The sequence below is a fragment of the Roseibium salinum genome, assembly GCF_026240905.1.
Classification (GTDB): domain Bacteria; phylum Pseudomonadota; class Alphaproteobacteria; order Rhizobiales; family Stappiaceae; genus Roseibium; species Roseibium salinum.
The window spans coordinates 3,646,910-3,669,269 of record NZ_JAPEVI010000003.1 but is presented as its reverse complement, the minus strand read 5'-3'; the positions used below and the strand labels follow the sequence as shown (position 1 = coordinate 3,669,269).

At 62.8% G+C, this 22,360-nt stretch carries 14 protein-coding genes and 2 pseudogenes; 5 read left to right on the top strand and 11 right to left on the bottom strand.

The genetic code is table 11. The annotated features are described in order from the left end of the window. Positions 1 to 61: 61 nt before the first annotated feature. The 3 genes from ftsY to dapF form a co-directional block, all read right to left on the bottom strand. On the bottom strand, positions 62 to 1,345 hold the full coding sequence (gene ftsY / locus ON753_RS21525) for a signal recognition particle-docking protein FtsY (protein WP_377047374.1): 1,284 nt from the start codon (positions 1,343 to 1,345) through the stop codon (positions 62 to 64). 105 nt (positions 1,346 to 1,450) lie between these two features. Continuing rightward, complete coding sequence (gene mtaB / locus ON753_RS21520) at positions 1,451 to 2,719, bottom strand: tRNA (N(6)-L-threonylcarbamoyladenosine(37)-C(2))-methylthiotransferase MtaB (protein WP_265965315.1); 1,269 nt, start codon at positions 2,717 to 2,719, stop codon at positions 1,451 to 1,453. Then, positions 2,716 to 3,627, bottom strand: a complete 912-nt coding sequence (dapF, locus tag ON753_RS21515) for a diaminopimelate epimerase (RefSeq protein ID WP_265965313.1) — start codon at positions 3,625 to 3,627, stop codon at positions 2,716 to 2,718. Before dapF ends, mtaB begins: the two co-directional genes overlap by 4 nt. 269 nt (positions 3,628 to 3,896) lie before the next feature. Here dapF and ON753_RS21510 point away from each other — a divergent pair, with 269 nt between their 5' ends. After that, positions 3,897 to 4,373, top strand: coding sequence for a C40 family peptidase (locus tag ON753_RS21510; RefSeq protein ID WP_265965311.1), 477 nt, complete (start codon positions 3,897 to 3,899; stop codon positions 4,371 to 4,373). Positions 4,374 to 4,451: 78 nt separating this feature from the next. Here ON753_RS21510 and ON753_RS21505 read toward each other — a convergent pair whose 3' ends face one another. Continuing rightward, on the bottom strand, positions 4,452 to 4,991 hold the full coding sequence (locus tag ON753_RS21505; protein WP_265965309.1) for a L,D-transpeptidase family protein: 540 nt from the start codon (positions 4,989 to 4,991) through the stop codon (positions 4,452 to 4,454). Between the two features lie 192 nt (positions 4,992 to 5,183). Here ON753_RS21505 and ON753_RS21500 point away from each other — a divergent pair, with 192 nt between their 5' ends. Continuing rightward, a complete protein-coding gene (locus ON753_RS21500; protein WP_265965307.1) occupies positions 5,184 to 5,867 on the top strand; it encodes a response regulator transcription factor in 684 nt (227 codons plus the stop codon). 25 nt (positions 5,868 to 5,892) lie between these two features. Continuing rightward, a complete protein-coding gene (locus ON753_RS21495; protein ID WP_265965304.1) occupies positions 5,893 to 6,399 on the top strand; it encodes a Crp/Fnr family transcriptional regulator in 507 nt (168 codons plus the stop codon). Between the two features lie 87 nt (positions 6,400 to 6,486). Here the strand turns inward: ON753_RS21495 and ON753_RS21490 are convergent, their stop codons facing one another. From ON753_RS21490 to ON753_RS21475, 4 genes and pseudogenes are all read right to left on the bottom strand, one after another. Then, positions 6,487 to 7,359, bottom strand: a complete 873-nt coding sequence (locus tag ON753_RS21490) for a protein-methionine-sulfoxide reductase heme-binding subunit MsrQ (RefSeq protein ID WP_265965302.1) — start codon at positions 7,357 to 7,359, stop codon at positions 6,487 to 6,489. A 207-nt stretch (positions 7,360 to 7,566) separates the two neighbouring features. Then, positions 7,567 to 8,172, bottom strand: coding sequence for a 3-isopropylmalate dehydratase small subunit (leuD, locus tag ON753_RS21485; RefSeq protein WP_265965300.1), 606 nt, complete (start codon positions 8,170 to 8,172; stop codon positions 7,567 to 7,569). A gap of 37 nt (positions 8,173 to 8,209) precedes the next feature. Then, positions 8,210 to 9,159 (bottom strand): annotated as a pseudogene (gene argC, locus ON753_RS21480) (N-acetyl-gamma-glutamyl-phosphate reductase). A gap of 193 nt (positions 9,160 to 9,352) precedes the next feature. Beyond that, positions 9,353 to 9,919 carry a peroxidase-related enzyme gene (locus ON753_RS21475; RefSeq protein ID WP_265965297.1) on the bottom strand — a complete coding sequence of 189 codons (567 nt, stop codon included), beginning with the start codon at positions 9,917 to 9,919 and terminating at the stop codon, positions 9,353 to 9,355. Positions 9,920 to 10,013: 94 nt separating this feature from the next. Here ON753_RS21475 and ON753_RS26865 point away from each other — a divergent pair. Together ON753_RS26865 and ON753_RS21465 are read left to right on the top strand one after the other, a co-directional pair. Then, positions 10,014 to 14,824: pseudogene (locus ON753_RS26865) on the top strand (NAD-glutamate dehydrogenase). Between the two features lie 314 nt (positions 14,825 to 15,138). Next, a complete protein-coding gene (locus tag ON753_RS21465) occupies positions 15,139 to 16,527 on the top strand; it encodes an MFS transporter (protein ID WP_265965295.1) in 1,389 nt (462 codons plus the stop codon). A gap of 79 nt (positions 16,528 to 16,606) precedes the next feature. Here ON753_RS21465 and ON753_RS21460 read toward each other — a convergent pair whose 3' ends face one another. The 3 genes from ON753_RS21460 to ON753_RS21450 form a co-directional block, all read right to left on the bottom strand. Then, positions 16,607 to 18,718, bottom strand: coding sequence for a methyl-accepting chemotaxis protein (locus ON753_RS21460; RefSeq protein WP_265965293.1), 2,112 nt, complete (start codon positions 18,716 to 18,718; stop codon positions 16,607 to 16,609). A gap of 173 nt (positions 18,719 to 18,891) precedes the next feature. Beyond that, on the bottom strand, positions 18,892 to 20,508 hold the full coding sequence (purH, locus tag ON753_RS21455) for a bifunctional phosphoribosylaminoimidazolecarboxamide formyltransferase/IMP cyclohydrolase (RefSeq protein ID WP_265965291.1): 1,617 nt from the start codon (positions 20,506 to 20,508) through the stop codon (positions 18,892 to 18,894). A gap of 73 nt (positions 20,509 to 20,581) precedes the next feature. Then, positions 20,582 to 22,282 carry a heparinase II/III family protein gene (locus tag ON753_RS21450; protein WP_265967224.1) on the bottom strand — a complete coding sequence of 567 codons (1,701 nt, stop codon included), beginning with the start codon at positions 22,280 to 22,282 and terminating at the stop codon, positions 20,582 to 20,584. Positions 22,283 to 22,360 lie beyond the last annotated feature (78 nt).

Here is a 22,360-nt window from a genome sequence, read left to right as displayed (position 1 = left end):
CCAGCCGTCCGACTGCGCATCCGGCCCCATTTTCCTCCAATCGGAGTAAACGGCCGCGGCTTCAGGCCAATCCCGCGATGGCGTTGGCAAAATCCCTCGCCGAGAACGGCTCCAGGTCCGCGACCCCTTCGCCAACCCCGATGAAATGCACCGGCAGCCCGTGCTTTGCGGCGATTGCCACCAGGATGCCGCCCCGGGCCGTGCCGTCGAGCTTGGTCATGACGAGGCCCGTGACGCCTGCCACCTTGCCGAAGATCTCCACCTGGTTGAGTGCGTTCTGGCCCGTGGTGGCGTCCAGGGTCAGGAGAACCGTGTGCGGAGCGTCCGGATCCTGCTTCCTGATCACGCGGATGACCTTCTCCAGCTCTTCCATCAGCTCGGTCCTGTTCTGCAGGCGGCCGGCCGTGTCGATCAGGAGAACGTCGAAGCCCTTTTCGCGGGCTTCCTTCATGGCGTCATAGGCCAGTCCGGCGGCATCCGCGCCGATATCGCGGGCAATCACCTCGGCCCCGGTCCGCTCGCCCCAGATCTTCAGCTGTTCCACGGCGGCGGCGCGGAAGGTGTCGCCCGCGGCCAGCATCACCTTCTTGCCCTCCGAGCGCAGTTTCTGCGAAAGCTTGCCGATCGTCGTTGTCTTGCCGGTGCCGTTGACGCCGACCATCAGCACCACATGCGGTTTGAGGCCCGTGTCGAGATCGAGCGGCGTGGCTACCGGCGCCAGGACCTTTTCGACCTCCTCCGACAGGATCGCCCGAACCTCTTCCGGCGAAATTTCCTTGTCATAGCGGCCTTCGGAAAGCCGGTCGGTGATCGCCATCGCCGTTTCGACGCCAAGATCCGCCTGGATCAGCACGTCCTCCAGCTCTTCCAGCATGGAAGCATCCAGCCGGCGCTTGGTGAAAATGGAGGAAATGCCCTCGGTGAGCGACGAGGACGAGCGGGAAAGGCCCTTCCTGAGCCGCTGGAACCACGACGCCTTCGGTTCCTCGCCTGCCGGCGCAGGCTGCGGCTGCGGTAACTCCTCCGGATCAGGCTCGGCTTCCGGTGCGGCAAGGTCCGTGGACAGGATCTCCTCAGGCGCGGCCGGCGTTTCGGGGGGCGTGAAATCGGCCACGAGTTCCGGACCGGTTTCCATGCCGAGCGGCCCGCTCCGTTCGCTCATGGCGCTGACCGGCTCGACATCCATTTCGATCTCGCCCGCCTCGCGGGCGGCTTCACCGCCGTCGTCAACCTGTTCGGGCTCCGGGACGGCCGTCGCGTCGCGGCCCGCGGTTTCCTCATGGTCTTCCGGCTTTTCCTTGCCTCCGAAGAGCCGCCCCAGAAATCCGCGCTTTTTCTCGCTCATGAACCCGCCTTAAGAAGTGTTTGCTGTCGCACATCCGGACAGTGGCCCGAACAATGGCAACGTGTGGCCGGAAGTGCTCTGGCCGCCCTGGTCAGGTGGCGCTGTTCAGGCGGCCCTGGAAAGGGCCTCGCCCAGAAGATGACGCCCGGTATGGCCGATAATTCTGGTTTCGACAATCGTTCCGGCAGAACCGCCATCCAGTTCGACCTGGGTGAACTGCTCCGTGCGGCCGAGGCCTTCCTTTTCGATCAGCACCGGCCGGATCTTGCCGACCTCGTCTGTCAGGTGCCGGTTGAGCGCTTCCTCACCCTTTGCCCTGAGCCGTGCCCCGCGTTCCTTGACGAGGCTGCGCGGCAACTGCGGCATGCGCGCCGCCGGCGTGCCCGGGCGCGGCGAGAACGGGAAGACGTGAAGATGCGTCAGCCCGCATTCATCTATGATCTTCAGGGAATTGTGGAACATGTCTTCGGTTTCCGTGGGGAAACCGGCAATGATGTCGGCACCGAACACCACGTCCGGGCGCATGCGCCGCACCTCCTGGCAGAACCGGATCGTGTCGGCGCGCAGGTGCCGCCGCTTCATCCGCTTCAGGATCATGTCGTCACCCGCCTGCAGCGACAGGTGGAAATGCGGCATCAGGCGCGCGTCCTCGGCGATCACCCGCATCAGATCGTCATCCGCCTCGATCGAATCGATGGAGGAAAGACGCAGGCGCTTCAGTTCCGGCACCATCTTCAGGATCTTAGCGCTCAAGGTGCCCAGCTTCGGCGCCCCCGGCAGGTCCGCGCCATAGGAGGTGATGTCGACGCCGGTCAGCACGATCTCGTTGTAACCATTGTCGACCAGGCGCCGGATCTGGTCGATGACGACGCCCATGGGCACCGAACGGGAATTGCCGCGGCCATAGGGGATGATGCAGAAGGTGCAGCGGTGGTCGCAGCCGTTCTGGACCTGAACGAAGGCCCGTGCCCGTCCGGCCAGGCCGTCGATCAGATGCCCCGCCGTCTCTTCCACGCTCATGATGTCGTTGACGCGCACCTTTTCCGTCTCGGAAATGCCGAAGGCGGCCACATCCTGATAGGACTTGCGCTCCAGCTTTTCCGTATTGCCGAGCACCAGGTCGACTTCCTCCATCGCGGAGAAGGTTTCCGCCTCGGTCTGCGCGGCGCAGCCGGTCACGATCACACGGGCATCGGGATTGTCCCGCTTGGCCTTGCGCACGGCCTGGCGCGCCTGGCGCACGGCCTCGTTGGTGACCGCGCAGGTATTGATCAGGATCGCGTCCGTGAGACCGGCGGCCTCCGCCTCGCGCTTCATCACCTCCGACTCGTAGGAATTGAGCCGGCAGCCAAAGGTTACGACATCAACGGTCATGACGCGGCTCCTGCCTCGCGCGGTTCGTCGCCGGGGCCGGTCTTGCGCCACGAGAGCGTCTCCAGATCGACCTCGCCCTCGAACTCCACTTCCGTGGTGCCGGTCATCAGCACGTGGTGGTCGCTCTCGCGCCATTCGATAACGATCGGACCGCCGGGCAGATGAACCGTTGTCTTGCGGCCGGTCTTTCCGTCGCGCGCAGCCGCAACCCCGACGGCGCAGGCGGCCGTGCCGCAGGCAAGCGTCAGCCCGACACCGCGTTCCCAGACCCTGACGCGGATCTGGTTCTCGTCGAAGACATGCGCCAGCGAGATATTGGCGCCTTCCGGAAAGATCGGATGATGCTCCAGCAGCGGGCCGACCCGTTCCAGGTCATAAGCCTCGACATCATCGACCCAGAAGATCGCATGTGGGTTGCCCATGCTGACGGCTGCGGGCGTGTGCAGGATCGGGTCGTCGATCGGGCCGATCTGCAGTTCGATCGCGCGCGTATCGGCAAATTCCTCCGCCAGCGGGATCTGATCCCACTCCAGGCGCGGCTTGCCCATGTCGACGGTCACGCTGCGTGGGCCGGCCGCCTCGAAGGCGTGCAGCAGGCCGGCACTCGTTTCGATGGTGACCACGTCCTTTGCCGCCTCTTCCATCAGGAGACGGCCGATACAGCGGGTGGCGTTGCCGCAGGCGGAAACTTCGCCGCCGTCGCGGTTGTGGATGCGCATGAAGGCGTCGACACCGAGCGAAGACCACTCGACCGTGATCATCTGGTCGAAACCGATGCCGCTCTTCCGGTCACCCAGTTTGGCAATGGCGTCCCGCGAGAGACGCAGCGGCTGCTGCCGCGCGTCCCAGACCACGAAATCGTTGCCAAGGCCGTTCATCTTCAAAAAGGGTCTGGTTTCGGACGCCATGCCGGACGCACTTCATCTTGTGAGTTGGTGGAAACGAGCAGCGCGCATAGGCGCGCAATTAGCCCCTATATGGCGGAAAACGTCGGAAATTACCAGTGGGCTGCGGCGTCACGTCAGATATGCGTAAACAGCCATACTTCCCGAGCTGCCGAATTCGGGAATCTCGGAAGCGGAACGGGCTCTCAGAAATGTGATAAGTATTACAGACTAATTCGCTGTACTTTTTTAACGTTTACTGGCTGCGGGGCCGGCATTGAGGAATTAATACATTGACAGATATTTCAGAACAGCAAGCCGCGCGCTTGATCGCATATGCAACCCAAAGGCTCGGGCAAGTAGAAGGCGATGGCGAGTGCTGGACACTGGTCAATAACGGCTTTTCCAGTGTCGGCATCCACAAGCCATCGGCGACCTATGCCTGGGGGAGGGTCGTCGAGCAGTTGAGCAGCGCCCGTCCGGGCGATGTCTTCCAGTTCTCCAATTTCCGCGTGACCGTGAGAACCGAGAACAGTGACGGCTGGACGGAGAATACCCAGGAACGCGGCGCGCCCCGGCACACCGCCATTCTGGAGAGCATCGACAATGGCGTCGCGACCTTTCTGGAATCCAACGTCAACGACAACAGGAACGTTCAGCGGAACCGCTTCCATGTGAGGACGGCTGACCTGGACGACGGCAGCGGCGAGAAGACAACCGTGCGTGTGAGCGGCAGTTTCACCATCTACCGTCCGCAAGCTTCCGAGTGACGCCAACCGACCGGCCGCAGTTCTCACATCCTGCCGCTGAGTGCGGTTCGAGCCGTGTGAAACGCGCGGCAACGTTCGTCAGGCGCGGATAACCATTTCCGCGCCGGGGCCGATATTTGCCAGGATAAGGCGCATGTGCTGCGGCGACACCGCGACGCAGCCTTCCGTCGGCCGGTAGTCTTCTCGTGCGATATGGAAAAATATGGCGCTGCCCTTGCCCTTCACCGCCGGATGAATATTGCAGTCCAGCACGACGACGATGTCGTAGAGCCTGTCTTGCCGCCACATTGTCTCGTGGCCGGCGGCAAAGGGAAGCCGGACCGGCCGGTTGTAGCGCGGATGGGCCGGATCGTCGCACCACCCCGAGTTCGGCGTCAGCGCTTCGAGCGGCAGCGTCGTGGCCGGAGGCAGGCCCTTGTCCGGCCGGTAATAGACGTGAAGGAGTTCGAAACAGCCCGCCGGAGTGCCGCCGTCTCCTTCTTTTTTCCGGATGAGGATGCCCGAGCGGCCGAGCGCACACGGAACCGTGATCCCGCCCATCCGCAGGATCCCCCTGGTCCTGTCGCGCGGCAGGGCCCGAACGTCCAGGCAATCCGCAGGTTTCCGACGTATCTTCATGGCATGTCCGCTTGAGTGGGCCGATGCCCCTGAATGCCTTGATAACCCGCGCCTAACCCCCGCGTGAAGAAGAATTGACGAACCGGTGCTTGTATGGCGACTATTTCCCGCGCACATAAGGCACGAACGCGCTTGTGTAGTTTGCACAATACGGCGTGAACAGTTTTCGAAGTATTGGCGAGGACCGCGACCATGACCGCCCGCACGATCTTGATTGTCGATGATGACACCGAACTGCGCGAAGCGCTTGTCGAGCAGCTGTCGCTTTATGACGAATTCGAAACCATCCAGGCAGACTCGGCGAGTTCGGGCCTCGCCCTTGCCAAGGACGAACATGTCGACCTGCTTCTGATGGATGTCGGCCTGCCGGACATCGACGGACGCGAAGCGGTCAAGCTGATGCGCAAGAACGGCTTCAAGGCGCCGATCATCATGCTGACCGGCCATGACGGCGACAGCGACACGATCCTCGGCCTGGAGGCCGGTGCCAACGATTACGTCACCAAGCCGTTCAAGTTTGCCGTCCTGCTGGCCCGAGTGCGCGCCCATCTGCGCCAGCACGAACAAAGCGAGGACGCCACTTTCGCCATCGGCCGCTATTCCTTCCGTCCCGCAGCAAAGATCATGCAGGACGATGCCGGTTCGAAGGTGCGGCTGACGGAAAAGGAAACCTCCATCCTCAAGTTCCTCTACCGCGCCGGCGAAAAGCCGGTGACGCGCGACGTGCTTCTGCATGAGGTCTGGGGGTACAATTCCGGCGTCACGACCCACACGCTGGAAACCCACATTTACCGCCTGAGGCAGAAAATCGAGCGCGATCCGTCCAATGCCGAGCTCCTGGTTACGGAAGCCGGTGGATATAAGCTTGTGCCGTAGCCGGTATTCATCGTAAATCTTGGGCATGAGCCTTGCCCAAGACATTGCGATTCTCAAACAAATTCCGATGCTTTCGGACTTCACCGACGATCAGCTGCGCCTGCTCGCCTTCAGTGCCGAAAGCATGGACTATGGCCAGGGCCAGCGCCTCTTCGATCAGGGTGACCGGGCCGACGGCGGGCTTGTAATCACCGTCGGAACCGTCAGCCTTCAGACCAAGGGCAAGGACGGTTTCGAGGAGGTCGACCGGGCCGGGCCGGGCACGCTTCTGGGCGAGATCGCGCTGCTGGCCGAAAACAAGCGGCCCTGCCGCGCCGAGGCGATCGAACCGGTCAGCATCATCCGCATCCGCCGCGCCCTCTTCAAACGCATGATCCAGGAATATCCGGAACTGGCCCAACGCCTGTTCGACCAGCACGCGGCCCGCTACCAGAAGACCGTCACGCTGCTGCGCCCGATCGGCGAGAAAATGGCCGAGTTGGAACAGCTCAACGCCGAACGGCGGGTTAAGGACGACGAAAGGCAGTCGTAGGCGCTTTTCGCGCCGCGCCAGGGCTCTTCCGGATAGGATCGGGCTTTGCCTCGCCCGTTCTCGACTACGGCGAAGCAAGAAGCCCTCTCAGGCCCGCCGCAATCGCAGCTTGCCGCCGGCCTGCTCGCCGATCCATTGCAGGACCGGCGCCCCGCAGGCGCACAGGCCCGTGATGGCGACCCAGACCGCGGGGCGGATGCTGGTCGAAAGGTCGAAATTCGCGAGAAAGACCCGGTCCGCCGGAATTCCGGTCGCCAGCGCGTACCAGGCATATTCGATGGCGGCCGTGCCGATGGCGCCAAGCGCCGCGCAGGTGGCCAGCACAAACACGTTGGACAGCGGCAGTCCGGCCTTGGCCATAACCCTGTACACCATCAGCAACGCGAAGAGCCCGGCCATCAGCGTCGCTTCCGTCACATCCGATTTCGACTGCAGGAAGAAGTGAAAGAGGCCGAGGATCGCAATGGCGTAGACGAGGCTGTGCAGCCTCTGCCAGTTCCGCCCCAGCCTGCGGACCGCGCCGTCGAAAGACGTGGCGCCCAGAACCGCCAGTCCGGCCAGCGCGGTAAATCCGATGGTGAGATAGAATCTCAAGACGACTTCCGAGGCGACCTTGACGATGTTCCAGCTTTCCGACGCCGCATAGAAGCCGAGATGAAGCAGGGCATAAAAGAGCACCGAGACGCCGATCATGCGCCTGACGCCTGCCACCCTGTTCCACGAAAATATCCGCCGTACAGGCGTGACGGCCAGCGTGAGCAGCAGAAACCGGACAGCCCAGGTGCCGCTTTCATGCAGCGCCTGTTCATATGGCTCGGGGAAAACCGGACCGAAGGCGAGATCATAGAAGATCCTGCAAACCGGCAGCAGCAGAAGCAGGAACACCCCGAGCCGCAGTCCCGAAAGCTTTCCCCGCCGGTCGGTCCAGGGGGCATATTGAGCGAAAGACGATAAAACCATGCACTTGGATCTATTGCCGTGTGCCGGAAAATTCACTGCACAGCTTTTCAAGCCTGTGTGATGAAGACGTCAGGCCGCGGCTCGCCTGTGGTCAGCCCCGAAAAGGGACCAGGGACCACTTCCGGCGGGGCGAACGGACCGATCCACAGGTTTCGCACGCAATGGCGGCGGAAAGGCACTGGACCAGCAGCTTTCCGCTGGAGCGCATCACACCCAGGGGCGGCTTTCGTTCATGTTGCCTTCAAAGGCATCGATCGCATCGGCCTTCTTCAGCGTCAGGCCGATATCGTCGAGGCCGTTCATCAGGCAATGCTTGCGGAAGCTGTCGATGTCGAACGGGATGCTGCCGCTTTCCAGGCCCTGGATTTCCTGCTTGCCCAGGTCGATGGTCAGCGTGAAGTTGGATCCGCGCTCGGACGCCTGCAGCAGGCTCTCGAGCTGGTCCTCGGTGACCTGGATCGGCAGAATGCCGTTCTTGAAGCAGTTGTTGTAGAAAATGTCGGCGAAGGAAGTCGCGATCACGCAGCGGATGCCGAAGTCGAGCAGGGCCCAGGGCGCATGCTCGCGCGACGAACCGCAACCGAAATTGGCGCCGGCAATCAGGATCTTGGCGTCGCGGTAGGCCGGTTTGTTCAGAATGAAATCCGGATTTTCCGAACCGTCGTCGTTGGTGCGCATTTCGTGGAACAGCGCTGTGCCGAGACCGGTGCGCTTGATCGTCTTCAGAAACTGCTTCGGAATGATCATGTCCGTGTCGATGTTCACGATCGGCATGGGCGCCGCAACGCCGGTCAGGGTTTCGAATTTTTCCATTTATGTCTCCTGAAAGGTCAGCCGATGCCGGATCACCTCAAGCCGCGAGGCTCGTGGTCTGATCGACGCCGAGCATCAGATTGAGGTTCTGTACGGCCGCGCCGGACGCGCCCTTGCCGAGATTGTCGTAGACCGCGATGATCGCCGCCTGCGCGCGCGCGTCGTTGGCAAAGACGTGGAGGCGCATCACATTGGTGTCGTTGAGCGCCTGCGGATCGAGGAAGTCGGCCCGCTCCAGTGCTTCCAGCGGCGCAACTTCGACGAAACCGCCGGCGCTGCCTGCGAAATGGTCCGCAATCGCGTTGTGCAGCTCCTCGCCCGTCGGGACCTTCTCCAGGCCGGCAAGGTTCAAAGGCACCACCGTGAGCATGCCCTTGTAGTAGTTGCCGACCGTCGGCGTGAAAAGCGGCGCGGCATCCACAAGCGAATAGTCGGTCATTTCCGGCAGGTGCTTGTGGTTGAAGCCGAGGCCATAGGGCGCGAACACGTTGGCGCCTGCGCCTTTTTCCTCGTAATCGGCAATCATGCCCTTGCCGCCGCCGGAATAGCCGGAAATGCCGTGATAGAGGAACGGAAAGTCCGCCGGCAGCAGATCCGAGGCAACCAGCGGCCGGACGGCGGCGATCAGGCCCTGCGGCCAGCAGCCCGGATTGCTGACCCGCATGGCCGCCGCGATGATGTCGCCCTGGTCCGGGTCCATCTCGGCAAAGCCATAGGCCCAGCCGTCGGCAACCCGATGGGCGCTGGACGCGTCGATCACCCGCGTCGTGTCGTTCTCGATCAGCGCCACGCTCTCCTTTGCCGCCGCATCAGGCAGGCAGAGAATCGCGATTTCAGCCATGTTGAGATAGTCGGCCCGGGCCGCGGGGTCCTTCCGGCTTTTTCCGGAATGGAGATGAGCTCCAGATCGCCGCGCATGGCAAGGCGCTCGCGGATCTGCAAACCCGTCGTGCCAGCTTCGCCATCTATGAATACGCGCGCAACCATGGCCCGCTCCTCTCTAAAGGCATCCTGTGTTCGCAAGAACGCGGACAAGACGCTCCAACACCCTCAAGTCGATCAACTTTTCCGCATTCAGGTGCTTCAACCCACTGCAGGTCGATCTTGCCGAATTCATGAAATCGCAAGCGTCATACACCCAATTCTCAAGCTTGTCACCGCCGCGGAGCGTAGCAAGACCTCAACGGGCCATTGAATGATACTCATCATTCGGGCGCATGTCGGTCGCCGACGCCACCCGGTTGGTCATGTTGAAGAAGGCCGCGACGGAGGCAATGTCCCAGATGTCGCGGTCGCTGAAGCCTTGATCGCGCAGCCCCTGGCGGTCGCTTTCGACGATCTCCGCAGGCTTTTCCGTCAGCTTGACGGCGAAATCGAGCATGGCGCGCTGGCGCGCGCTCAAATCCGCGGCGCGGTAGTTCATGACCATCAGTTCGCCCAGCACCGGATCGCCGGAAAGTTCCCGCACCGCAGCACCGTGCGCGGTCAGGCAATAGAAACAATGATTGACGGAGGATACCGCGACGGCAATCATCTCACGCTCGAGTTTCGACAGCCCGCAATCCGCCAGCATGAGGTCGTTATACATGTCCGTAAACGCGCGCAGCTTCGCTTCGTCAAAGGCGTACGCCCTGAGCACGTTGGGGACCAGTCCCAGCTTTTCCTCGCATAAATCGAAGTATGCTTGCGTTTTTTCGCTTAAAGTTCCCACTGAATCGATTTGTAATGCCGTGACCTTGCTTGACAATTTGCTCCTCCCGTCCTGAAACCATTGTTGTCGCTGCCATAACTGACAATACCACGCGACAGAGCCATACCTAAGATCGCCCAAGGGGATTAATATGCCGGACAAACATGACGTCGAGAAATTGAAGCTCATCGACGCAGTCCACGCAAATCTGAGCAAGGAAGATCCTGACCTGGCGGAATTCTCTCGCGCCTTTTACGACCGCGCTGCAGCAGAAGATCTCGTCACCTACACGGCGGACGAGCTCACGGGATTTGTCCGCGACGCCTGGCAGGACTTCCAGCTCCACAAACCGGGAACCCACAGGGTCAGCATTTGCGACCCCTGCTTCAAGGCGAAGGGCAACAAGGCAAAGGCCCTGTCGGTGATTGAAGTCGTCAACGACAACATGCCCTTCCTTGTGGATTCGGTGATGGACGAGTTGCAGGAAAGCAAGCTGGAAGTCCATCTGGTCCTGCATCCGATCTTCGTGGTCGAGCGGGACGAGGACGGCAGGCTCAATTCGGCCACGGCCCGCAAGAAGCCGGCCAAACGCAACGAACGCCAGGAAAGCCTGATCCATATCCACATCAGCCGCATGGTTTCGGACGAGGCCAGGTCCGCCCTGCAGGAGCGGCTCGACAACGTTCTGAAATCCGTGCGCTCCGTCGTGACGGACTTCAAGCCGATGCAGGAGCGGCTGGCAGAGGCGATCGACACCTACAAGACGACCCAGATCCCCGGCAGCAGCGACGAGCTCTGGGAAGCGATCCATTTCCTCGAATGGATGGAAAACGACAACTTCATCTTCCTCGGCATGCGCGACTACACGTTCGAAGGCGGCGTTGAGGAAGGCGAACTCTCGCCGCATGAAGGCACGGGGCTCGGCCTTCTTTCCGATCCGGATGTGCGGGTCTTGCGGCGCGGCACCGAGTTCGTCCAGATCACCCCGGAAATCCGCGAATTCCTGAAAAAGCCCGAACCGCTGATCATCGCCAAGGCCAATGTAAAGAGCAACGTGCACCGGCGCGTCCACATGGACTATGTCGGTGCCAAGCTCTATGACGACGACGGCAACATGAAGGGCGAGTTGCGCATTGTCGGGCTGTTCGCCTCGACCGCCTATACGGAGCCGACCAGCACGATTCCGTTTCTCCGCCGCAAGGTCGCCAGCGTGCTGGCCCGCGCCGGATACGATTCGGAAAGCCATTCCGGACGCGCGCTCAAGAACGTGCTGGAAGCCTTTCCGCGTGACGAACTGTTCCAGATCGAACGCGAACGCCTTTACGATTTCGCCCTTGCCATCCTGCAACTGGACGAACGGCCGCGCATCCGCGTGCTGTCGCGTCCGGACAAGTTCGACCGTTACGTTTCCATCCTCGTCTTCGTTCCGCGCGACCGCTACTCGACGGAGGTCCGCCTGAATGTGGGAAGCTATCTCGCCTCCACTTACGAAGGGCGCGTATCCGCATGGTACGTGACCTATCCGGAAGGTCCGCTTGCCCGGGTCCATTACATAATCGGCCGCGACAAGGGCGAGACGCCGAAACCCGAGCAGGAAGAGCTGGAAGCCGCCGTTGCCGACATGGTACGCAGCTGGTCCGACAGCGTGCGTGATGCCCTGGCGAAGGAATTCCCCCGGCCCAGGCGCGCAAGCTCGCCGACCGTTACGCGCTGTCCTTCCACGGCGGTTACAAGGAAGTCTACAGCGCCCAGTCCGCGCTGCTGGACATCGTCAAGCTGGAAACGCTGTCGGATGCCAACGAAACGACCATCACGTTCCACCGCCCGTCGGGCACAGAGGAAAGCCGGCTCGCTCTGAAAGTGTATCACCGCGGTTCGCCCATTCCGCTGTCGGCCCGCGTGCCGCTTCTGGAAAACATGGGCTTCAGGGTCATCAACGAGCGCACGTACCGCATCACGCCTGCCGACGCTCCACTGTCCTATCTCCACGAGATGACGCTGGAAGCACGGTCCGGGGACCAGATCAGCTTTTCCGACCGGCTGCAGACGCGGCTGGAAAGCATGTTCATGGCGGTGTGGACCGGCAGGGCCGAAGATGACGGCTACAACCGCCTTGTGCTGACGGCCGAACTCGCCTGGCGCGACGTCGCCGTGGTGCGTGCCCTGTCGAAATATCTGCGCCAGGCGGGTGTCCGCTTCTCCGAAGACTATATGTGGTCGACCCTGAACAACTACCCTGGCATTGCCGCCAAACTGGTGGAGCTGTTCCACCTGCGGTTCAATCCGGATGTGACGGAAAAGGACCGGGAGCTGGGCACGGAACGCCTGGAGGGCGAATTGACCGCCGATCTGGAGGAGGTCGCCAGCCTCGATGACGACCGGATCCTCCGCCGCTTCCAGAATGCGATCGAATCCGTCCTGCGCACCAATTTCTATCAACTGGACAGCGACGGGCAGCCCAAGTCGACCTTCGCCTTCAAGATCGACAGCCGCGCGATCGACGGTCTGCCGCAGCCGCGCCCGTTCCGGGAGATATTCGTCTACAGCCCGCGCATCGAAGGTGTGCACCTGCGCTTCGGCATGGTCGCCCGCGGCGGCCTGCGCTGGTCCGACCGCCCGCAGGACTTCCGCACCGAGGTGCTCGGCCTCGTCAAGGCCCAGCAGGTGAAGAACGCCGTGATCGTGCCGGTGGGCGCGAAAGGCGGTTTCGTTCCCAAGAACCTGCCGCCGATAAGTGACCGGGAAGCCTGGTTCAAGGAAGGGACCGAGACCTACAAGATCTTCATCAACGCCCTGCTCGACGTGACCGACAACCTGGTTGACGACGAGGTCGTTCCGCCGGACCGGGTCAAGCGTTTCGATGCCGACGATCCCTATCTCGTCGTCGCCGCCGACAAGGGGACCGCAACTTTCTCCGATACCGCCAACCAGATTTCCGAGAGCCGGAACTTCTGGCTCGGCGACGCCTTCGCCTCCGGCGGCTCGGCCGGATACGACCACAAGAAGATGGGCATCACGGCCCGCGGCGCCTGGGAAGCGGTGAAGCGCCATTTCCGGGAGATGAACCGGGACATCCAGTCCGAGCCGTTCACCGTTGCCGGCGTCGGCGACATGTCCGGCGATGTCTTCGGCAACGGCATGCTGCTGTCGAAAACCATCAGGCTGGTCGCGGCCTTCGACCATCGGGACATCTTCATCGACCCGGACCCGGATCCGGCCAGGACATGGCAAGAGCGCAAGCGCGTCTTCGACATGGGCCGCTCGTCCTGGAAGGACTACAATACCGACCTGATCTCAAAGGGCGGGGGCGTATTCTCCCGCCAGCTCAAGTCCATCCAGCTGACGCCGGAAATCCAGGCGCTTCTGAGCCTTCCCGGATCGAGTGCCACGCCCCAGGAGGTGATGAGCGCCATTCTCAGGATGAACGTGGACCTGCTCTGGTTCGGCGGCATCGGCACCTATATCCGCGCAAAATCCGAGAGCGATGCGGATGTGGGCGACCGCGCCAACGACCCCATCCGGATCACGGCCAAACAGGTCGGCGCAAAGGTCATCGGAGAGGGTGCGAACCTCGGGCTCACCCAGCTTGCCCGGATCGAATACAACAAGAACGGCGGCCGCTGTAATTCCGACGCGATCGACAATTCCGCGGGCGTGAACTCCTCCGACATGGAGGTCAACATAAAGATCGCGCTCGGCGCCGCGGTCAAGTCCGGCAAGCTCACCGTCCAGGAGCGCAACCATCTTCTGGCCGAGATGACCGAGGAAGTTGGCGATCTCGTTTTGAGGAACAACTATCTCCAGACCCTGGCGATCTCCATGACCCGGCTGCGCGGCATGGAGGATTTCGGCTTCCAGGTGCGCATGATCCGCCAGCTCGAACAGGCTGGCCTTCTCGACCGTAGCGTGGAGCAGCTGCCCGACGAAGCAACGCTCGACGAGATGCGCAAGGCCGGTCAAATGCTCACCCGCGCTGAACTCGGCGTGCTTCTGGCCTACTCCAAGATCACCCTGTTCGACGAACTGCTCGACAGCCCGGTCCCGGACGACGATTATCTCGCCCGCGAACTTTTCCGCTATTTCCCGGACCAGATGGCGCTGTCCTACCAGGACGAGATCAGCGGACACCGGCTGCGCCGCGAAATCATCGCAACCATGCTGGCGAACTCGATGATCAACCGCGGCGGCCCGACCTTCCTCACCCGGCTGAGAGACCAGACCGGCGCGACGCCGGCGGAAATCGCGCTGGGTTTCGTCGCCGTCCGCAACAGCTACGACCTGACGGAACTCAACGCCGATATCGATGCGCTGGACACCAGGATCGACGGCAACCTGCAGCTGGAGCTCTATTCGGAAGTGCAAACGCTTCTTCTGGAGCAGGTGGTCTGGTTCAAGCGGAATGTCTCCTTCGAAAACGGCCTGTCCGCGGTGGTGGAACGGTTCTCGTCAGGCATCGTGTCGCTGCGCAGCCGACTGGAGACGGTACTGCCCGAACAACCGGCCGCCTTCCTGAGCGACAAAACGGAAGGCTATGTCGCCAAGGGCGTCCCCGAGGAGCTTGCCAAACGGATTGCCTGGCTCCAGGCGGAGACCGCCATTCCGGACATCGTCATCGTTTCGGAACAGACCGAAGCGGACCTGGACACGGCCGCGACGGCCTATTTCGAGGTCGCTCACCACTTCCGCATCAATACCATGCACGAGCTCGCCAACGATCTCGACGTCGATGACTACTACGACGGCCTCGCACTGGACAGGGGACGGGCGACACTCACCGCCGCCCATCGTGCGATTTCGATCGAAGCGGTGAAGGCCGGCGGCTTTCCGAACTGGCTCGATGTCCATGGCAAGGACATGGGCCGCAGGCAACGTATCGTCAGCGAGATCCTGGACGGCGGGTTGAGTGTCTCGAAATTCTCGGTCGCGGCCAGCCTGCTGGCGGAAATCTGCGGAACCTCCTGACGGAGGAAGACATCCAAAGAGCAAGGCCGGCGGTTCCCCTGCCGGCTGAGACCGGCAAACTTTCAGATCCTCATCCCGGACGCAGCGAAGCGGAGAACCGGGATCGGGGAGCCGAAGTTTGCCGGGCAACAGTTGATCGCTTTCAAGGTGCATGAGCACTTTTCTGTGTTCTTCGGAATGCAGGATGCTCTAGTGACTCTCCGGTTCCGGCTCGCGCTGCGCTTGGCCGGAATGACGACGGAGAGAACGTACTTTGTCAGCAGACGGCCGGCGGTTCCCCTGCCGGCTTTTCCGATGCAGGGGCTGAACGGACAATGACCACGGTTTTGGAAATCGGCTCCGGGAAGACTGACCAGCGCGCGGTGGTCTCCTGGGCGCTCTTCGATTGGGCCGCACAGCCGTTTTTCACGCTGATCACCACGTTCGTCTTCGCGCCCTTTTTTGCCACCGCCCTGGCCGCGACCCCGGCCGAAGGCCAGGCCCTGTGGGGCTATGCCACGGCAGCCGCGGGTCTCGGCATTGCGCTCGCCGCTCCCGTGCTCGGCTCCATTGCCGATGCCACCGGCCGGCGAAAACGCTGGATCCTCCTCTTTTCCGTGCCCTTTCTCGCCTGCTGCTGGGCATTCTGGTACGCGGCTCCCGGCAGCCCGCATGCGGTTGCCATCGCGCTGACGGCCTTCGCCATCGGCACGCTTTCCATCGAAATCGCCACCGTCTTCAACAACGCCATGATGCCCTCGCTGGTCCCGCCCTCGCGCATCGGGCGCCTGTCGAGCTTCGGCTGGGCCCTGGGCTATGCAAGCGGGCTGGCAAGCCTCGTCATTGCCCTCGGATTTTTCGCGGCGAACCCGGAAACGGGCAGGACGCTGCTCGGCTTCGAACCGGTCCTCGGCCTCGACCCCGCCACGCAGGAAGGAGACCGGGCAGTCGGGCCGTTCTCGGCGCTGTGGTATCTGGTCTTTGTCCTGCCGATGTTCCTCTTCGTGCCGGACACGCCGCACAGGGCAAAGATCGGCTCCGCGATCCGCCTGGGATTGTCCAGCCTTCGCGAAAGCCTCTCCCATGCCCGTGCGAACCGGAACATCTTCCTGTTTCTCCTGGCAAACATGGTCTTCAAGGACGGCCTGGTCGCCCTCTTCGCCTTTGGCGGCATCTATTCGGCCGGGCAGCTGGGCTGGGGGTCCATCGAAATCGGCACGTTCGGCATCATTCTGACCATCACCGGCACGCTCGGCCTGCTTCTCGGCGGCCCGATGGACGACCGGTTCGGCGCCCGCGCGGTCATCATCTTTTGCCTGATCGTCCTGATGATCTGCGGCCTCGGCCTGATCTCGGTCGACAGCACCACCGTGTTTTTCTTCATCCGAACCGAGGCCGCCCCCGAAGGCGCGTTCTTCGCCTCGCTGCCGGAGCAGGTCTTCATCGGCCTCGGCGGCCTGATCGGCGCCGTTTCCGGGCCCTTGCAGGCCTCCTGCCGCAGCCTGCTGATCCGTCTCGCCCCGCCGGACCGGATGACCCAGTATTTCGGCCTCATGGCCCTGTCCGGCAAACTCACGAGTTTCCTGGCCCCGCTCGCCGTCAGCGTCGTCACCTCCCTCACCAGCAGCCAGCCGGCCGGCATGTCGGTCATCCTGGTGTTTTTTGCGCTCGGCCTCGGCCTTCTCATGATGGTTACGGAAAAGCGGGCCGGGCATCGGGGTTAAACCCTTTTCACTCCGTGAACAAAAAACACGCCGGCTATGACACCGGCGCGTTCTCTTGGGCGGAAATTTCTAAACCCGGTCAGCCGACCTGGCGGACATTCTCCAGGAAGCTCTCGACTTCCTGTTTCAGCCGGTTGGCCTCGGTTTGCAGGACATTTGCCGATGCGCTGACCTGCCGCGCCGCGCCGCCCGTGTCGTCGGCGGAAGCCGCCACCTTGACGATGTTCTGGGCAACCTGCTGGGTGCCGTTCGAGGCTTCCTGGATGTTGCGGGCGATCTCGTCCGTGGCAAGGCCCTGCTGCTCCACGGAGGACTGAATGCTCGAGGAGATTTCGTTCATCTTCTCGATCGTTTCCGAAATGCCCTTGATCGCATCGACGGAGCCGGCGGTTTCGTTCTGCACCGACTGGATCTGGTGAGAGATCTCTTCCGTCGCCTTGGCCGTCTGGTTGGCAAGTTCCTTGACCTCGGCGGCAACGACCGCAAAGCCCTTGCCGGCCTCTCCGGCGCGGGCCGCCTCGATGGTCGCATTGAGGGCCAGGAGGTTGGTTTGCTCGGCGATGTCGGTGATCAGCTTGACGACTTCGCTGATGCGGTTGGCGGCTTTCGCCAGCCCCTCGATCTTGCTGTTGGTGGACTGCGCCTGGCTGACGGCATGAGCGGCGATTTGCGTCGACTGGGTCATCTGACGGGAGATCTCGTTGACGGAGGCCATCAGTTCCTCGGCGGCCGAAGCCACGGTCTCCACGTTGGAAGAGGCTTCTTCGGAGGCTGCAGCGACGGCGGTGCTCTTCTCGCTGGTGTCGTCGGCACCGGCCGTCAGCGAGACGGAGGCTGCGTTCAGGTCCTGCACCTGCGCCATAACAGTCTGGGTAAGCTCGGAAATCTGCCGGTCGAAACTCTGGGAGAGCTCGCTGATACGTTCGGCGCGCGCAATCTGCTGCCGCTGGATTTCCTTTTGCTCTTCGGAGAGCGTTTCCGCCTGCTGCGCCTTCTCGCGGAAGACCTCCAGCGCCTTGCTGATCTGACCGATCTCGTCTTCACGGTCCGTATCGTCGATCGGCGCGTCGTAACGCTGATCGATCAGGGCCTGGATGCTGCCGACGGCGCGTTCCAGCGGACGGCGGACGATGCGGTTGCCGACGAGATAGATGGACAGGGCAACGACGATGAGCAGGCCGACGCCGACGGCGACGATCATGGTCGTGATCTGCGACGATGCGGCGTTGAGGGTCTTGAGCGGAACGTTCACGACCACGGCGAGCTTCGAATCCGTTTCGCCGATGGAGACCGGTACGACGATGCGGCGAACATCCGCGCCCAGCGAGTTCGAATAGCCGTCATAGGAGAAAGGTTCGCCGTTCTTGACCGCATCCAGCAATGCGCTCTCCACGGCAAGGTCGGCCTCTGAGCGGCCTTCCGACCACGCCTTGCCGAGCACGGCCTGGTCCGGATGGGCAATCCAGATGCCCTCTTGCGACAGGAGATGGATCGAACCGGTCTCGAGCGGCTTCTGCTTGCCCAGTTCCTCCGAAAGCGGCGTCAGCAGAATGTCGCCGCCGGCAACACCGACCACCTTGCCGCCGTCGCGGATCGGCACGGAGAAGGAAACGCCGGTGACGGTCTTGCCGTCCGCTTCCCAGCTGTAGGGCTCGGTCACGTAGTCCTTGCCGCTGACATAGGCGCCGTTGAACCACAACTGGCTCGCGTCGCTCATGTTGCCGACCGCAATCTTTTCAATCGGCCGGTAGGCGAGGCTGCCATCGGCCTTGCGGAAATAATAGGGCTGCCACTCACCACCCTCGGCCCATGTCTCGTTGCCGACGAACTCCGCGTCCTTGCCGTCGAGCTGATTGTTGACCACGGCGCCCCAGGCGCCGGAAAGGTCCTTGTTGGTCAACGCCAGGTTTTCGACCACGGCGCTCCAGGCGTCCCGGTCCACGGAACCGGCCTTTTTCAGGCCACTGAAAGTGCTGGCCAGCGCCTGGGCGGATTTCAGTCCCTTTTCCAGGCCGCGTTGAACGAATTGGGCCTGTTCGTGCGCAACGGTTTCGGCTTCCGACAGCGCCAGTTCGCCGGTTATCCGGGACGCCTGCCATCCGATTGCGCTGATTCCGACCGCAAGTGCGACCGTCAGGGCGGTCGCACTCGCAGCGATCAGCTTGGTTGTGATTTTCGCATTCCTGAACACCTGGGCAGCCTCCGCAGATCGAAATAACCGGCAGATGAATGACCTGCCGTGCTTTGCGTCAGGCTACCCTAAGGTTGTTAACGAGCCCTTCCATGAGAAGGCAGCAATTTCAGCTACCTAAACGGATCGAAGGGGTGCTTGTGGCCGTGGTCCACACGGCCGCAGGCGTCCGTTCAGTGACGGAAATGCCGCATCCCCGTCATGACCATGGCAAGGCCCGCCTCATCGGCCGCGGCGATGACGTCGTCGTCGCGCATGGAGCCGCCCGGCTGGATGACGGCGGTGGCCCCGGCTTCGGCTGCGGACAACAGGCCGTCGGCAAACGGGAAGAACGCATCGGAGGCGACGACGCAGCCCTTGGTGAGCGGCTCGCTCAGGCCCGCGGCTTCCGTCGCATCCAGCGCCTTGCGGGCGGCGATACGGGCGGAATCCACCCGGCTCATCTGGCCGGCACCCACGCCCACGGTCGCGCCGTCCTTCGCATAGACGATCGCGTTGGACTTCACATGCTTGGCGACCCGGAAGGCGAATTTCAGGTCCGCCAGCTCCTGCTCGCTCGGAGCGCGCTTCGTCACCACCTTCAGGTCGAGATCGTCAACGACGCCGTTGTCGCGGGACTGCACCAGGAGACCGCCGGCGACCGACTTGACGAACAGCCCCTTTGCCCGCGCATCCGCCAGGCCGCCGGTGACCAGAAGGCGCAGGTTCTTCTTCGCGGCAATGATGGCGCGCGCCGCATCATCGGCGTCCGGCGCGATGATGACCTCGGTAAAGGTCTTGACGATTTCCTCCGCCGCTTCCACGTCGAGCGTCTTGTTGAGGGCGACAATGCCGCCGAATGCGGAAACGGGGTCGCAGCGCAGGGCCTTCTCGTAGGCTTCCCTCAGGCTCGCCCCTTCGGCGACGCCGCAAGGATTGGCATGCTTGATGATCGCGACGGCACTGGTGCGCGCCGGATCGAATTCGCTCACCAGTTCGAAAGCCGCATCCGTATCGTTGATGTTGTTGTAGGAGAGCGTCTTGCCCTGGAGCTGTCTGGCGGTCGCAACACCCGGGCGGTTCTCGCCGGTCTTGTAGAAGCCCGCGGTCTGGTGCGGGTTTTCGCCGTAACGCATGACCTCGGCGAGTTCGCCGCCGACGGCCCGGTGGGCAGGCGTTTCCTCGTCGAGCTGGTCCGCCAGCCAGTTGGAAACAGCGGCGTCATAGGCCGCCGTGCGGGCAAAGGCCTTCAGCGCCAGGCTCTTGCGCAGGGCCAGCGGCGACTGGCCGCCATTGGTGTCGAGCGCGGAGATCACCTGGTCGTAATCGGCCGGATCCGTCACCACCGTGACATAGGCATGGTTCTTGGCGGCGGCACGGGTCATGGCCGGGCCGCCGATATCGATGTTCTCGATGCCGGTGGCATAATCGGCGCCCGAGGCGACCACCTGTTCGAACGGATAGAGGTTACCGCAGAAGAGATCGATGCCGGTGATGCCGTGTTCACGCATCGCCGTCTTGTGATCGGCATCCTCCCGGATGGCCAGAAGACCGCCATGAACCTTGGGATGCAGCGTCTTGACCCTGCCGTCCATGATTTCCGGAAAACCGGTGACCTCGGAAATGTCCAGAACCGTCAGTCCCGCGTCCTTCAAGGCCTTGTAGGAACCGCCGGTGGAAACAAGCTCCACGCCGCGCTCGGCCAGCGCCTTGGCAAAGTCGACGAGGCCCGTCTTGTCGAATACGGAAAGCAGCGCGCGCTTGACGGGAACCAGTTCGGGAACGGGAACGGCTTTGGACACGATGGCCATGATTTGCCTCACGATTGGGAACGATCCGGGAGAGTTGGCGTCGCCCTATCACGTCTTCAGGCAAATCGGAAGATCATGGCTCGACTATATTGCTTTCCCCGTCTCCCAGGGGAAGCTCGTCCACTTCGTCAAAATCGCTGGTGCCCCGGCGGCTCAGCCGTGCCGTTGCCGTCTTGCGGAACTGCCAGGCGACGGAAGGGGCTTCCAGAACAGCGCCGTTGAGGACGATCTGCTCGCTCTTCCTGTGGCCGTAGACATCGGACAGATAGATGCTTTCCTCGACCGCAAGCTCGCTGCCGGGGGCCTCGAATTCCCAGGCCTCGCCATCGCGGCAGACCAGCAGCACCGCGCTTCCCCCGCGGATCATCGACGTACGGATGGCCGGGTGGAGATGGAAGCGGATCGCATAGCGGTGGTCCGGGTCGATGGATGCGACCCCCACGAAGGTGTCGATGCCGTCGAGCACGGTGCCGTCGCCCGAAAGACGCATGTCCCGCTCGTGCACGACATGGAATTCCGCGGCATAGCCGTCATGGGATGCGGTGATCCGGCTGCCCGCCTTGTCGTCCTCCCGCTCGACCGGAACGTTGACAGGCCCCCACAGGATGGGAGCGCCGAGCATGCGGCCGAACGGCTTTTCCGACAGGAAGTGACAGGACGAGGTGTCTTCGATGGTCGCCGTCGAATGGGCGGCGGTCGAGCGGGCGACCCTGCGCCAGAGCGGATTGGATTTCGGCGAAACGCCGCAATTGACCACGATCCGGTTGCCGCCTGAGGAGAATTCGAAGGAGAGGCATCCGGCATGGGCGTCACCCGAAACGGAAGTCGCCGGCGGCGGGCCGGTATCGATCAGGGTAACCGAAGCACCGCCGACAAGGCGCTGGTATCCGGAATGCGGCGCGTTGAGCGGCGGTGCGCCCCGGGCATCGTCATAGGCCAGGATCGTGGCCACCAGATCGCTCGGCGTGGAACCCATGCCGTTGAAATGGGCAAGGGCGCCATCTCCGTGGCGGAAGAACCGCAGAAGCGGCATCATCCGGTCGACCGACTGCAGCATGGCCTGGGGCATTTCCAGGCCCTGGGAGACGAATGCCTGCCGGATGGGCAGAAGGTCTGCGAGAATGTCGATCAGCGCCCGCGGGTTGCGGGAGATGTGGCCGCCGTCGGGCAGGATCTGCCGGTTGAGCTCATGTTCCAGCCGGCGGACGCTCTGGCGCGCGAAGCGCCCCTGATCCGCCATGGAAAGACACGCCGAGGCGATCGCCAGCGCGGCGTGCAGGCGGTCGACCCCGTCATCGGTTTCATTCATTGTCTGGCGCAGATAGCGCACCTGCCGGGCCAGCGACTTGACGAAACTCCTGTAGAAGTCGTGGTCCCCGTCCATGAGGATGAACGGCGAGTGCGCCAGCCAGGACAGGATCCGCCGGGTGACCACGGGCGCCTCCCAGCCGATATCGTGCCAGCGGCCGCTGAACTTGATCCAGTCTTCCACCAGCGCGCGGGCGTTCTGCCGCGCAATCTGGCTGTCGGCGGCGCGCAGGTCGCGCAGCCAGCCGAAACTGTGCAGCTCGCGCTGCCAGTCCTCATGCGTGGCCTTCAGCTCGAAGGGCGAGCGGCCCTGCGTCTCCACCAGATGTCCGGAAAACAGGAATCGCCCGCCATAGATGTCGGCCGCGTTGGTCGCGTCCGCGGTGCGCAGGTCCTGCGGTGCGATGAGCAGGCGCGAGGGCACAGCCAGAAACGGCTGCATGCGGAACATCGGTCCGCCATGCATCCATTTCAGGGAGCGTTGCCAAATATGCAGGGCCACAAGACGCCAGATACGGCCTCTTTCATTGAAGCTTGCGATATT

Excerpts from the sequence above, each read along its gene's own strand:
- ftsY (WP_377047374.1), bottom strand. The coding sequence starts at position 1,345 with ATGAGCGAGAAAAAGCGCGGATTTCTGGGGCGGCTCTTCGGAGGCAAG.
- mtaB (WP_265965315.1), bottom strand. The coding sequence starts at position 2,719 with ATGACCGTTGATGTCGTAACCTTTGGCTGCCGGCTCAATTCCTACGAG.
- dapF (WP_265965313.1), bottom strand. The coding sequence starts at position 3,627 with ATGGCGTCCGAAACCAGACCCTTTTTGAAGATGAACGGCCTTGGCAAC.
- ON753_RS21505 (WP_265965309.1), bottom strand. The coding sequence starts at position 4,991 with ATGAAGATACGTCGGAAACCTGCGGATTGCCTGGACGTTCGGGCCCTG.
- ON753_RS21500 (WP_265965307.1), top strand. The coding sequence starts at position 5,184 with ATGACCGCCCGCACGATCTTGATTGTCGATGATGACACCGAACTGCGC.
- ON753_RS21495 (WP_265965304.1), top strand. The coding sequence starts at position 5,893 with ATGAGCCTTGCCCAAGACATTGCGATTCTCAAACAAATTCCGATGCTT.
- ON753_RS21490 (WP_265965302.1), bottom strand. The coding sequence starts at position 7,359 with ATGGTTTTATCGTCTTTCGCTCAATATGCCCCCTGGACCGACCGGCGG.
- leuD (WP_265965300.1), bottom strand. The coding sequence starts at position 8,172 with ATGGAAAAATTCGAAACCCTGACCGGCGTTGCGGCGCCCATGCCGATC.
- ON753_RS21465 (WP_265965295.1), top strand. The coding sequence starts at position 15,139 with ATGACCACGGTTTTGGAAATCGGCTCCGGGAAGACTGACCAGCGCGCG.
- purH (WP_265965291.1), bottom strand. The coding sequence starts at position 20,508 with ATGGCCATCGTGTCCAAAGCCGTTCCCGTTCCCGAACTGGTTCCCGTC.
- ON753_RS21450 (WP_265967224.1), bottom strand. The coding sequence starts at position 22,282 with ATGCATGGCGGACCGATGTTCCGCATGCAGCCGTTTCTGGCTGTGCCC.